9 protein-coding genes and 1 rRNA gene are annotated in these 14,043 nt (G+C 46.7%); 9 read left to right on the top strand and 1 reads right to left on the bottom strand.

Going from position 1 to position 14,043, the window contains the following annotated elements:
- The 6 genes from dnaA (at nucleotide 1) to gyrB (ending at nucleotide 6,428) form a co-directional block, all read left to right on the top strand.
- Nucleotides 1–1,347 (top strand): chromosomal replication initiator protein DnaA, encoded by a 1,347-nt coding sequence (gene dnaA / locus MHI12_RS00005; RefSeq protein WP_036611990.1) that lies wholly within the window; start codon nucleotides 1–3, stop codon nucleotides 1,345–1,347.
- Between the two features lie 220 nt (nucleotides 1,348–1,567).
- Nucleotides 1,568–2,710: a DNA polymerase III subunit beta gene (dnaN, locus tag MHI12_RS00010; protein ID WP_017691408.1), complete on the top strand. Its 1,143-nt coding sequence runs from the start codon at nucleotides 1,568–1,570 to the stop codon at nucleotides 2,708–2,710.
- A 16-nt stretch (nucleotides 2,711–2,726) separates the two neighbouring features.
- Nucleotides 2,727–2,942 (top strand): S4 domain-containing protein YaaA, encoded by a 216-nt coding sequence (gene yaaA / locus MHI12_RS00015; RefSeq protein ID WP_036611994.1) that lies wholly within the window; start codon nucleotides 2,727–2,729, stop codon nucleotides 2,940–2,942.
- A 57-nt stretch (nucleotides 2,943–2,999) separates the two neighbouring features.
- Nucleotides 3,000–4,112 (top strand): DNA replication/repair protein RecF, encoded by a 1,113-nt coding sequence (recF, locus tag MHI12_RS00020; protein ID WP_076216624.1) that lies wholly within the window; start codon nucleotides 3,000–3,002, stop codon nucleotides 4,110–4,112.
- A 14-nt stretch (nucleotides 4,113–4,126) separates the two neighbouring features.
- Nucleotides 4,127–4,375 carry an extracellular matrix regulator RemB gene (gene remB, locus MHI12_RS00025; RefSeq protein ID WP_017691405.1) on the top strand — a complete coding sequence of 83 codons (249 nt, stop codon included), beginning with the start codon at nucleotides 4,127–4,129 and terminating at the stop codon, nucleotides 4,373–4,375.
- A 142-nt stretch (nucleotides 4,376–4,517) separates the two neighbouring features.
- Complete coding sequence (gene gyrB / locus MHI12_RS00030) at nucleotides 4,518–6,428, top strand: DNA topoisomerase (ATP-hydrolyzing) subunit B (protein ID WP_076216622.1); 1,911 nt, start codon at nucleotides 4,518–4,520, stop codon at nucleotides 6,426–6,428.
- Between the two features lie 92 nt (nucleotides 6,429–6,520).
- Here gyrB and MHI12_RS00035 read toward each other — a convergent pair whose 3' ends face one another.
- Entirely contained in the window at nucleotides 6,521–7,468 is a 948-nt protein-coding gene (locus MHI12_RS00035) for a YheC/YheD family protein (protein ID WP_405171191.1), read from the bottom strand.
- 427 nt (nucleotides 7,469–7,895) lie between these two features.
- On the opposite strand from MHI12_RS00035, the gene gyrA reads away from it, so the two are divergent.
- The 3 genes from gyrA to MHI12_RS00050 all read left to right on the top strand — a co-directional run bounded on the left by gyrA (nucleotide 7,896) and on the right by MHI12_RS00050 (nucleotide 13,821).
- On the top strand, nucleotides 7,896–10,460 hold the full coding sequence (gyrA, locus tag MHI12_RS00040; protein ID WP_405171192.1) for a DNA gyrase subunit A: 2,565 nt from the start codon (nucleotides 7,896–7,898) through the stop codon (nucleotides 10,458–10,460).
- 222 nt (nucleotides 10,461–10,682) lie between these two features.
- Nucleotides 10,683–11,801 (top strand): HD-GYP domain-containing protein, encoded by a 1,119-nt coding sequence (locus MHI12_RS00045; RefSeq protein WP_405171193.1) that lies wholly within the window; start codon nucleotides 10,683–10,685, stop codon nucleotides 11,799–11,801.
- 467 nt (nucleotides 11,802–12,268) lie between these two features.
- A 16S ribosomal RNA gene (locus tag MHI12_RS00050) occupies nucleotides 12,269–13,821 on the top strand.
- The last annotated feature ends 222 nt before the right edge of the window (nucleotides 13,822–14,043 follow it).

The following is a 14,043-nucleotide window of genomic DNA, read 5'->3' on the forward strand; positions in this document are numbered from 1 at the left end:
GTGGACAGCCATACTTCTGATTTATGGCAGCAAATTTTATCAATCATACAAAACAAACTCAGCAAACCCAGCTTTGACACCTGGTTCAAAGCAACCAAAGCCACCAAGCTGAATGACCGTTCAATCGTCATTTCCGCACCAACCACGTTTGCCGTCGAATGGCTGGAGAGCCGTTACACCAAATTGGTTGGCTCGACGGTATACGAGCTGCTTGGCAAGCAAGTCGATGTGAAATTTGTCATCGAAGAGAACAAGCCTGCTGAACCGGACCCGCAACTGCCGGCGCCAACGCCTACAGTTGTACAGGAAGAAGCCGTACTCAGCATGCTGAATCCGAAATATACGTTCGATACATTTGTCATCGGGCCGGGCAACCGTTTTGCCCATGCCGCATCGCTGGCGGTCGCTGAAGCGCCCGCCAAAGCTTACAACCCTCTCTTCCTGTATGGAGGAGTAGGTCTCGGTAAAACTCACTTGATGCATGCGATCGGACATTATGTTCTGGAGCATGATCCGGGCAGCAAAGTCGTTTATTTGTCGTCTGAGAAATTCACGAACGAATTCATTAACTCGATCCGTGACAACCGCGGGGAGAGCTTCCGTAACAAATACCGGAGCGTCGACATTTTGCTCATTGATGATATTCAGTTCTTGGCGGGAAAAGAATCAACACAAGAGGAATTTTTCCATACGTTTAATGCGCTGCATGAGGAACGGAAGCAGATTATCATCTCCAGCGACAGACCACCGAAGGAAATTCCGACACTGGAAGAACGGCTTCGTTCTCGCTTTGAATGGGGGTTAATTACGGATATCCAGCCTCCAGATTTGGAGACACGGATCGCTATTCTGCGGAAAAAGGCACGTGCGGAAAACTTGGATATTCCGAATGAAGCGATGATGTACATTGCCAACCAGATTGACACCAACATCCGAGAACTGGAAGGCGCCCTGATTCGGGTCGTTGCTTATTCTTCGCTGACTAATCAAGATGTAACCACTCATCTGGCAGCTGAAGCACTGAAGGATATTATTCCTTCCAGTCGTCCCAAAATGATCACTATTCATGACATCCAACAAAAGGTCGGCGAGTATTATAGCCTTAAGCTTGAAGATTTCAAAGCACGGAAACGGACCAAGGCAGTTGCTTTTCCAAGACAGATTGCCATGTATCTCTCTCGTGAACTGACAGACTTTTCTCTGCCCAAAATTGGGGAAGCATTCGGAGGACGAGATCATACCACTGTCATACATGCTCACGAAAAAATCTCCCAAGCGATTAAAAACGATCAGGATCTCTATAAAGTTATCAACAACTTAACCGAAAAAATAAAGAATCCAACCTGAACAAGTCCCAAGCCTATGCACAACGTATACACATGTGGATAGGCTTGGGTGTACGGGTTTATACCCACTTATCCACATATTCAGTGCCCCTATTACTATTATTACTAAAAAGATCTTAAAGATATCATCTCCAAAATAGCCATTTCGGAGCTTAGCCTTCGGCCTTTGAAAAACACCTTTTAACACCCCAACACCCAAAAAATCAGCTAGGAGTGAAACCATGAAAATCAGCATAATGAAAAACTACTTAAACGATTCCATACAGCAAGTATCCAAAGCGATCTCGAGCCGTACGACGATTCCGATTCTGAGCGGTATCAAATTCGACGTGAATCATCAGGGTGTAACGTTGACAGCAAGTGACACCGATATATCCATTCAATCCTTCATCCCGCTTGAAGATGGAGATAAAAGCGTAGTTCAGGTAGATCAACCGGGCAGTGTAGTTTTGCCAGCCAAGTTTTTCGTGGAGATCATCAAGAAGCTGCCATCGCAAGAAGTGCACATGGAAGTCAAAGAGAACTTCAACACCTTTATCTCCGCAGGTGCTACCGAAATTCAACTGGTAGGTCTTGATCCGGAAGAATTCCCGGTACTGCCAAGCATCGAAGAAAACCAAACGGTCTCCATTCCAGGAGATTTGCTGAAAAATATGATCAAACAAACGGTTTTCTCCATTTCCACACATGAGACTACTCCAATCCTGACAGGTGTACTCTGGAGTTTGGGTGACAACGAATTGAAATTTGTGGCAACAGACCGTCACCGTCTTGCTACTCGATCAGCAATGCTGGATAATGCAGAAGGTATCCGCTTCAACAACGTGGTTATTTCCGGTAAAACGCTGAACGAACTCAGCAAAATTGTTCCGGATCAAAATACCCTTGTGGATATCGTTGTTGCAGATAACCAGGTCCTGTTCAAAATCGACCGTGTATTGTTCTACTCTCGTATTTTGGACGGAACATATCCCGATACTTCTAGAATTATTCCAACGTCATACAAAACAGAACTTGTTTTAGATACAAAAAAATTAAGTGAATCCATTGACCGGGCTTATTTGCTGTCGCGTGAAGAGAAAACAAACATCGTGCGTATGCAAACGATGGATTCGGGATCCGTTGAAATTTCTTCAAGTTCTTCCGAGCTAGGTAAAGTAAGAGAAGAAATCGAACCTGCCGAGTTTACAGGAGATCCGTTAAAAATCTCGTTCAACTCCAAATACATGCTGGATGTGCTGAAAGTTGTTGAAAGTGAGCAGCTGATGATCGCTTTTACAGGAGTCATGAGTCCAATTATCTTGAAACCGCTGGATGACAGTCACAGCCTTTACGTGATATTGCCATATCGGACGACCAACTAACGAAAGGAAGATCACAGTGAACCAAGTTACGATTCGTACGGAATATATTAAGCTTGATCAATTTTTGAAACTGGCTGATTGCATCCCAACTGGAGGTATGGCCAAAGCTTTGCTTCAGGAAGGTCTTGTACGTGTGAATAAAGAGCCTGAGGAACGCCGGGGACGTAAGTTATACCCTGGGGATATCGTTGAAGTGGACGGAGAAGGCACATTCGAAGTTGCTGCAGAATAAGAAGACCAGTTCGATCCTGCTGCCTCCTGACGGACGGGATAAAAGGGAGGTTACCGCGTGTTTGTGAACAGCATTGATCTGCAGAATTTCCGCAATTATGAACATCTCAGACTGGACTCTTTTGGTCCCGTAAACTTGTTGATCGGGCAAAATGCCCAAGGCAAGACCAATCTTGCAGAGGCGATTTTTGTACTCGCACTCACCAAGAGCCATCGTACATCCCGTGACAAGGAGTTAATCCGTTTCGGTGAGGAACGTGCCAGACTTGCAGCAGAGGTCGACAAAAAGTACGGATCGGTCAAGCTTGAACTATCTTTGTCGCAACAAGGCAAAAAAGCAAAAATTAACGGCTTGGAGCAGCGCAAGTTAAGTGATTTTGTCGGAGCGCTCAATGTTGTGATGTTTGCACCGGAGGATCTGGAGATTGTAAAAGGCACACCGGGGGTCCGCCGCCGGTTTCTTGACATGGAGATCGGGCAGGTAGCACCTGGCTACCTGTATCACCTACAGCAATACCAAAAAGTGCTCGTCCAACGAAACAATTTGCTTAAGCAGTTATGGGGACAAGGGGCATCAGCCCAGACCATGCTTGAGGTGTGGAACGAACAACTGGTTGAGCATGGTGTTAAAATCGTCAAAAAAAGGAAACAATTCATAAAGAAACTGCAAAAGTGGGCAGAAACGATTCATCAGGGGATCACCGGAGGCGGAGAAGTCTTGCGGCTGGCCTACCTTCCTTCCTTCAGCGAAGCCGCTGAGGAAGATGAAGCTGTCTTAATGGACCAATTTATGATAAAATTATCACAAATGAAAGAGCAGGAGATTCGCCGAGGCACAACCCTTAGTGGGCCGCATCGGGATGACCTGTCCTTTTTCATTAACGATCGGGAAGTACAAACATATGGCTCGCAGGGGCAGCAGCGCACAACAGCGTTGTCCCTTAAACTTGCGGAAATTGAACTGATTCATGAAGAAATCGGAGAATATCCAGTTCTGTTGCTGGATGATGTTCTGTCCGAGCTGGATCCTTTTCGCCAGACGCAGCTGATCGAAACGTTCCAGAGCAAGGTGCAAACCTTTATTACGGCTACGGGGATCGAGAGCCTGAACGTTGACAAGCTCAAAGATGCCAGTATTTATCACGTTCATGCCGGACAGGTTGAACGCTAAGGAGTGAGGGGCTTATGTACATTCATCTGGGCGGTGAGAAGATCATCCGTTCTTCCGAATTGGTCGCTATTTTTGATATATCGATTGAAAAATCCTCAAAGATCTCCAAGCAGTATGTCACGCATGCCGAGCAGGAAAAGACAGTGGAACACATCGGTGAAGAGGAAGCGAAGTCCATTGTGGTGACCAAAAACATTGTGTACTACTCGCCTATTTCCTCAGCCACGCTGAAGAAGCGGGCTCACATTTTTCCTGATCTCTAGCGTTTGTGTCGCATAAGGTATGTCTTTTTCTGCTTGTTTTTATGTGGACATCTGGCTGAAATGAAGGACGTTACCTATTTCAGCAAACATTATTAGTTAACGCATATTTACGATATTGAATCTATAGAAGTAGGTGAAAGGCATGTCTATGAATCAACCGTCATATGATGCGAATGAAATTCAGGTCCTTGAAGGATTGGAAGCCGTACGGAAGCGTCCGGGGATGTATATCGGTTCCACCAGTTCCAAGGGCCTGCATCATCTGGTCTGGGAAGTAGTGGACAACAGTATTGACGAAGCGCTTGCAGGTTACTGTGACCACATTGAGGTCAGTATCCATGAAGACAATAGCGTGACTGTAGTCGATAACGGACGGGGTATTCCTGTCGGCGAACATACCAAAATGAAACGTCCTGCACTTGAGGTAGTTATGACTGTCCTCCATGCAGGGGGGAAATTTGGCGGCGGCGGATATAAAGTATCCGGTGGTTTGCATGGTGTTGGTGTGTCCGTTGTGAATGCACTCTCTGAAAAAGTGGTTGTAACGGTTAAACGTGAGGGACATATCTATCAACAGGAATATCGCCGTGGAGCTCCACAGTACGACCTGAAAGTGATCGGTACAACCGACGAAACAGGAACAACGGTTAGATTCCATCCGGACCCTGAAATTTTCACGGAAACAAGAGTTTATGAATATGACATCTTGCTGGCCCGTATTCGTGAGCTGGCGTTCCTGAACAAGGGTATTGGTCTTACACTGACGGATGAGCGTACAGGTGCAACCAACTCATTCCTGTATGAAGGCGGCATTATCGAATACGTCTCCTTCCTCAACCAGAAGCGCGAAGTACTGCATGAGAATCCAATTTACGTTGAAGGTTCCAGAGATAACATCCAGGTGGAAGTTGCCCTGCAATACAATGACAACTACACCGAGAATATCTATTCCTTCGCGAACAATATCAACACGCATGAGGGCGGAACGCATGAATCAGGTTTCAAGAGTGCCCTTACGCGGATTATCAATGACTACGCCCGTAAGGCGGGGGTAATCAAGGACAGCACGGGGAACCTTTCCGGGGATGACGTGCGTGAAGGCTTGACAGCTATTATTTCGGTCAAGATTCCGGAGCCGCAATTTGAAGGACAGACCAAGACCAAGCTGGGCAACAGCGAAGTGCGTGGGATTGTCGAATCCTTGTTTGCCGAGAAGCTGCAGGAATTCCTGGAAGAGAACCCTTCCGTATCCCGTCGCATTTTGGAAAAAGGACTGCAAGCAGCACGTGCGCGTGAAGCTGCCCGTAAAGCCCGTGAACTGACACGTCGTAAAGGTGCACTCGAAGTAAGCTCACTTCCAGGTAAACTGGCAGACTGTTCATCCAAGGATGCTTCAATCAGCGAATTGTACATCGTCGAAGGTGACTCTGCAGGCGGATCAGCGAAGCAAGGTCGGGATCGTCATTTCCAAGCGATTTTGCCGCTGCGTGGTAAGATTCTAAACGTGGAAAAAGCTCGTCTCGACCGCATCTTGGGTAATGCGGAGATTAGAGCAATTATTACGGCAATGGGTACAGGTATTGGTGATGACTTCGATATTGCCAAAGCCCGCTATCACAAAATTATTTTGATGACCGATGCCGACGTCGATGGTGCTCATATTCGGACACTATTGCTGACATTCCTGTATCGGTACATGCGTAAAATCATTGAGGCAGGTTATGTGTATATTGCACAACCGCCATTGTTCAAGATTGAGCGTAACAAAGTAATTCGTTATGCCGGTTCCGAGAAAGAGCGCGATGAAATTATTGCAACGCTCGGGGAAAATGCGAAATTCAACGTTCAGCGTTACAAAGGTCTTGGCGAGATGAATGCCGGACAATTGTGGGAAACGACGATGGATCCGGAGAGCCGGACCATGATGCAGGTATCGATTAATGATGCCATCCTTGCTGATACCATGTTTGACACCCTGATGGGGGATAATGTTGAACCGCGTCGTGACTTTATCCAGGAAAATGCGAAATACGTGAAAAACCTCGACATTTAACACATTCGAAGAGGCGCCTGAGAGGGCGCCTTTTTTTATATTAGAGAAGGTCTGGAACAGGGAAGGCGTAACTTAGACTTCCGTACCCTTTGTTATCTACGTACACGTTTTTTGGCAGACGAGGCCTGTGCTTTGGGGGATGGACGGGAGCTCTTACTCTTTTTGGAGGGCAAACGACCGTACGCAATCGCATAACGTTTGATCTTCCGGTAAGCCTCCTTGTCCGGTAATAAGCCAAAGGCATAAATGCCTGGCAGTGTGTTGACTTCAAGAATCCAGGGACGCCCTGCTTCGTCTAGCGCAATATCAATACCAATCTCTTTGAGTCTTGGAAATGATGTTTGCAATTGTACAGCGGTATGAATACCTAAGCGGTACAGCTCAGTACGGAGTTTCTTGAAGCCATCCTGTTGAAGATGGGGGAGTACGAGTTCTTCAAACGTGGCCAATCGCCCACCACCATGAATGTTGGTGATGATTTTGCCCGGCGCAGCAACACGTCCCAGAATACCTGTTGTTTCCCAGTTGTGTTGCAGATTTTTCTGAGTTAACACACGCAAGTCAAAAGGCAAATCTTCATGCTTCATCAGCGATATTCCCTGTTGAATGATATATTCACGTTCCTGAATGCGATCATTCAGTGCTCGTTCGAGTTCGTCCAGGGAATGAAATGATCTCTCCTCTGTACCGTATTGGAGTTGATATGTTGTTGTGAGATAGGTAGCTCTGGAGGTAACAGCACTTGCTTCGGGTTCATCAGGCAGGTTCCGATCATTGGTTTCTTCCGAAACCTCTGTATCTGTGGTGGAATCTTCGGAATTAACGACAGGTTCGTATAAACGGGTTGTTTTCACCCGCATAACGCCATTACCGTAAGTACCACGGTCCGGTTTGATATAGTTGGACTCAAATAATTCAGTCATTCGTTCCAGAGTTTGACGGCTATATTTTCGGGTCACTGGGATATATTCATTCACAATGCGACTGCGTTGTAATACAGCTGTTTTGGCCCATTTGCTGGAGACGCGTTGGATACCCAAGATTCATCAGTCCTTTCATGTTTTGCTCAGTTCTAAAGAGGGACAGACACGGAGAAATCAAAGGACAAGAGACGATTTCAGTGGTATAATAGAGAAATATGGCGTTTTGTGCGATGAGCTGCACAATTTGCAGTTTGATCGTAGGACGGGAATGGCTTTAGCCTCGGTAGGCACAGTACATATGCCGTTTTTCTAGCATTGTATGTGCAATTGGGGAGGAAGGCAGGGCGTATCCCTAGACACGCAGAAGTTCCCGGAAGAAAGGCTATTGCCCAGCGGACGTTTAATTGTGTAACTTTTGTGAAAGTAATATAATAAAGAGTAGCGTTCTTGCGCGGTTTTAGCCTTGTTAGGCTTTTCACATATAATCAACTTTTTTTGCATGACGGAATGGAACGTTTGTTGAAGGACAAGAAGGAGGTCCAGCATGGCGGAAGAAATGAACTCTCAGATTACAGATCGGGATATAGGCGTCGAGATGCGTGAATCGTTTATGGATTATGCGATGAGCATCATCGTTAGCCGTGCCTTACCTGACGTGCGTGATGGATTGAAGCCGGTTCACCGGCGTATTCTGTACGCGATGTCAGAGCTTGGCATGACACCCGATAAACCACATAAAAAATCAGCCAGAATTGTCGGCGAAGTTATCGGTAAGTATCACCCACACGGTGACTCTGCTGTTTACGAGACGATGGTACGGATGGCACAGGATTTCTCCCTGCGTTATATGCATGTAGATGGACATGGTAACTTTGGATCGGTCGATGGTGATATGGCAGCAGCCATGCGTTACACCGAAGCACGTTTATCCAAGATTGCTATGGAAATGCTCAGAGATATCAACAAGGATACGATTGATTTCCAGCCGAACTATGACGGTGAAGAACATGAACCAATCGTCCTGCCTGCTCGTTTTCCTAACTTGCTTGTCAATGGGGTCGGCGGGATCGCGGTAGGTATGGCCACCAATATTCCTCCTCATAATCTGGGTGAGGTCATTGATGGTGTACAGGCCATGATTCAAAATCCGGACATTACATCCATGGAACTCATGGATTACATTCAAGGACCAGACTTCCCTACGTCCGGCTACATTTTGGGCCGTTCAGGCATTCGCCAGGCGTATCAGACCGGACGTGGTTCAGTAACGATGCGGGCTAAAACCAACATCGAAGAGAACAACAACAAGGCGCGAATTATCGTTACGGAGCTGCCTTATCAGGTAAACAAGGCGAGACTTGTTGAGAAAATCGCCGAGTTGGTACGTGATAAAAAGATTGATGGTATTACTGACCTTCGTGATGAGTCTGACCGTAATGGTATGCGGGTTGTAATTGAGCTTCGCAGAGACGTGAATCCGGGGGTTGTCCTGAACAACCTGTACAAACATACATCGATGCAATCCACTTTCGGGATTAACATGCTTGCGATTGTTAATAAAGAACCTAAAATCCTGAACTTGCGCGAAGTGTTGTATCACTACCTGCAGCATCAGATTGAGGTTATTCGCAGACGTACGCAGTTTGAACTGAAAAAGGCTGAAGCTCGTGCACACATTCTAGAAGGTTTACGTATTGCGCTGGATCATATCGACGAGATTATTACGTTGATTCGTTCATCCAGTAATGCGGATGCAGCAAGAGAAGGTTTGATTGAGCGCTTCTCACTCAGTCATGATCAGGCTCAAGCTATTCTCGATATGCGTTTGCAACGCCTCACAGGTCTGGAACGCGAACGTATTGAAAATGAATATAACGAACTGATGGTCAAAATCAGAGAGTATCGTGAAATTCTGGCGAATGAACATCTGGTGCTTGAGATTATCAGTACGGAGCTGCAAGAGATCCGCGACCGCTTCAGCGATGATCGTCGTACAGAGATCACTGTAGGTGAAGAGAGTATTCTGGATGAGGACCTGATTCCACGTGAAGAGGTTATCATTACGATTACTCATACAGGCTACGTGAAACGTCTGCCGGTATCCACATACCGCAGCCAGAAACGTGGTGGACGTGGGGTCGTGGGTATGGATACAAAAGATACCGACTTTGTCGAGCATCTGTTTGTGACCAACTCTCACAATTACCTCATGTTCTTCACTGACAAAGGTAAAGTGTACCGTCTCAAAGCTTACGAGATTCCAGAGCTTGGACGTACCGCACGGGGAACGCCGATTATCAACCTGATCCAGATCGAGCAGGGCGAATCGGTCAATGCCGTAATTCCGGTCCAGGAATTCGAAAGTGACAGATACTTGTTCTTTGCTACCCGCCAAGGGGTTGTGAAGAAGACGCCACTTGAGGATTACACCAATATTCGCAAAGGCGGCTTGATCGGTATTTCCTTACGTGATGATGATGTTCTGATCGATGTTAAGCTGACCGATGGATTGCAAGAGATCATCATGGGTACAGCTCACGGAATGTCTATTCGATTCTCGGAAGGTAACGTACGTTCCATGGGACGTAGTGCAACCGGGGTCAAAGGGATTACATTGGATGAACAGGATGCTGTTATCGGCATGGATGTAGTTGATAAAGAGCTTGATGTTCTGATCGTTACAGCCAAAGGTTACGGTAAACGTACACCTGTGAGTGATTATCGGATGCAGACTCGTGGCGGTAAAGGGATCAAGACTATTAATGTCACAGAGAAGAACGGCTCAGTAGTCAGCCTCAAAATGGTTAAAACCGAAGAGGATCTGATGATTATCACGTCTAGCGGTACGTTGATCCGGATGAGCATGGAAGGCATATCCACTATGGGTCGATACACGCAGGGTGTGAAGCTGATTCATATTCGTGACGAGGATTCAGTAGCTACAGTCAGCCGAATTGACAAAAATGAAGAGGAACCAGACGATGAGTCGCTTGAAGGCTTGGAAGGCGAGGAGTCCCAAGCTCCGGAAGTAAGCTTGGAAGAAGGCACCATTTCTGACGCTGAGGTTAATGAAGTTGAGGGCGACGACGATTCCGGTTCGGACGCATAAAATAGAATTTTATAAAGACTGATCTCTTTGAGATTGGAAGAAGATTGCGAGGGCTCCCACCGGGAGCCCTTTTGTTTGTATAAAGGAATCTCTTCTTTTATTCTTCCGAATCTGGGATGTACAGCCTGATTCCTGAGTAATATAATGGGAAATATCATGAAAAACCGGGACTATGGTCTTGTTTGTATTAACATAGAAGAACGATGAGTGAGGGGAATACACATGGGATTAATTACCCTGTCAGAAGTCAAACCAGGACTCAAACTTGGGAGTGATGTGCAAACACTTCGCGGCAGCGTTCTGCTTCAGAAGGGAAAAGTCATTTTACCCAAGGATATGGAAGTGCTCAGAGCCTTTATGATTCAACAGGTAGATATTGAACAAGAAAGAATGGCGTCGAGTAGTACAGGAACCAAAGGTGCATCTGTGTCCGCAGCAAGTTCTGCCAATGACAACAATGTTGAACGGGCTGGGAAGACAGGGAACGTCACCACAGCTCCTGTAGTAACGTCTTTGCAGGATGAGTATGAGAAGATGGTCGGACTAACCAAAAATGCTTTCCTGTCCTCTCTGGCGGCTGAATTACCGGTCTATGAGTTACGTACACAGTTGGAGTCTGTGTTTGCACAGCTCAAACAATATAATGTGCTTACCTTCAGTCCACGAGTAATGCAAGAACATGATTATGTATATCACCATGCCGTACTGAGTGCGATCACATCCTATCAACTGGCTCAATGGATCGATCTCCCCTCCAAGGATTGGATGCAAGTGGCTTTTGCAGGCTTGTTCCATGATATTGGTAACAACAAGGTAGATCCTCAGATTCTCCATAAACCATCCACCTTGACGGCTACAGAGCAGGAAGAAATTCGTCAGCATACGAAATATGGTTATCAGATCCTTAAACAGGCAAAGGCCATTAATGAGGGAGCCAGACTTGCAGCTTTGCAGCATCATGAAAAAGTGGATGGATCAGGCTACCCGTTGCAGCTTAGTGGGACGCAGATTCATATTTATGCCAAGATTGTAGCTATCGCTGATATTTTCCACGCCATGACCCTGGAGAAGATCTACCGCAAGGCACAATCACCATACCTAGTCCTAGAACAGATCCAAAGTGAGGCATTTGGGAAATTGGACCCTGCAATCGTAAGTGTATTTGTTCAACGGTCGACCCAGATCCATAATGGCATCCGAGTGAAACTCAGCAATAACCAGATTGGAGAGATCGTATTCTCTGATCGAGATCATCCTACACGGCCTATGGTGTCAGTAGAAGGAACCATCATTAATCTGATGCAGCAACGGCAACTTCACATCCAAGAGGTTATCGGATAACAATAGATATTAAAGTAACTTGATGAGAGGGCCTTTCTTTTATAGAGAGGCTTTTTACGTGAAATAAATGTGGGGGTGTAGAAAAAAACAGAAAGATTATAGAAAGATATATAACTACTCAAAAAAAGACTTGCATTCAATATCTGTACATGGTATATTCTAATTCCGGCTAAGAAAACACGGTTTACACGGTGCGGCAAGCAAATGAAATAAGCTTCGAAAGAAACTTAAAAAAAGAGCTTGCAAAGTTGGTTCGGATGTGATAAGATATAAAAGTTGCTGAAGAGAACGACATTCGGTAACGAAACAAGTTTGATCTTTGAAAACTGAACAACGAGTGAGTAAACATTCTGCTTGCAGAATGAACGCGAAAGTTTGAAACAAGCCTTGGCTTGAATCGACTGGAGCACAAATGAGATTTTTAATCTCGTCAGATTCAAAATGAGCTTATCGCTCTTTTCAATACTTTATTGGAGAGTTTGATCCTGGCTCAGGACGAACGCTGGCGGCATGCCTAATACATGCAAGTCGAGCGGACTTGAAGAGAAGCTTGCTTCTCTGATGGTTAGCGGCGGACGGGTGAGTAACACGTAGGCAACCTGCCCTCAAGTTTGGGACAACTACCGGAAACGGTAGCTAATACCGAATAATTGTTTTCTTCGCCTGAAGGAAACTGGAAAGACGGAGCAATCTGTCACTTGGGGATGGGCCTGCGGCGCATTAGCTAGTTGGTGAGGTAACGGCTCACCAAGGCGACGATGCGTAGCCGACCTGAGAGGGTGATCGGCCACACTGGGACTGAGACACGGCCCAGACTCCTACGGGAGGCAGCAGTAGGGAATCTTCCGCAATGGGCGAAAGCCTGACGGAGCAATGCCGCGTGAGTGATGAAGGTTTTCGGATCGTAAAGCTCTGTTGCCAGGGAAGAACGCTTGGGAGAGTAACTGCTCTCAAGGTGACGGTACCTGAGAAGAAAGCCCCGGCTAACTACGTGCCAGCAGCCGCGGTAATACGTAGGGGGCAAGCGTTGTCCGGAATTATTGGGCGTAAAGCGCGCGCAGGCGGTCATTTAAGTCTGGTGTTTAATCCCGGGGCTCAACCCCGGATCGCACTGGAAACTGGGTGACTTGAGTGCAGAAGAGGAGAGTGGAATTCCACGTGTAGCGGTGAAATGCGTAGATATGTGGAGGAACACCAGTGGCGAAGGCGACTCTCTGGGCTGTAACTGACGCTGAGGCGCGAAAGCGTGGGGAGCAAACAGGATTAGATACCCTGGTAGTCCACGCCGTAAACGATGAGTGCTAGGTGTTAGGGGTTTCGATACCCTTGGTGCCGAAGTTAACACATTAAGCACTCCGCCTGGGGAGTACGGTCGCAAGACTGAAACTCAAAGGAATTGACGGGGACCCGCACAAGCAGTGGAGTATGTGGTTTAATTCGAAGCAACGCGAAGAACCTTACCAGGTCTTGACATCCCTCTGATCGATGCAGAGATGTATCTTTCCTTCGGGACAGAGGAGACAGGTGGTGCATGGTTGTCGTCAGCTCGTGTCGTGAGATGTTGGGTTAAGTCCCGCAACGAGCGCAACCCTTATATTTAGTTGCCAGCACTTCGGGTGGGCACTCTAGATAGACTGCCGGTGACAAACCGGAGGAAGGTGGGGATGACGTCAAATCATCATGCCCCTTATGACCTGGGCTACACACGTACTACAATGGCCGGTACAACGGGCTGCGAAATCGCGAGATGGAGCCAATCCCAACAAAGCCGGTCTCAGTTCGGATTGCAGGCTGCAACTCGCCTGCATGAAGTCGGAATTGCTAGTAATCGCGGATCAGCATGCCGCGGTGAATACGTTCCCGGGTCTTGTACACACCGCCCGTCACACCACGAGAGTTTATAACACCCGAAGTCGGTGGGGTAACCGCAAGGAGCCAGCCGCCGAAGGTGGGATAGATGATTGGGGTGAAGTCGTAACAAGGTAGCCGTATCGGAAGGTGCGGCTGGATCACCTCCTTTCTATGGAGAATCGTTTCCTGCAACGGAAACATTCAAATACAAAATCTAGCCAGGTCGGCTAGTTACTCACTCGTTGCTCAGTTTTGAGAGCTCAAACTCTCAAACAGCTTGCTTTTGCATGGAGCTTGTTCTTTGAAAACTAGATATCGAAACGAAACAAACGCGAATTAGAACATTCCTTTTTAGCTGAACTTGTGTTAAACAAGTCAAGTGTATAAAGGT

This window comes from Paenibacillus sp. FSL H8-0280 (assembly GCF_045040665.1).
Classification (GTDB): Bacteria; Bacillota; Bacilli; order Paenibacillales; family Paenibacillaceae; genus Paenibacillus; species Paenibacillus xylanexedens_A.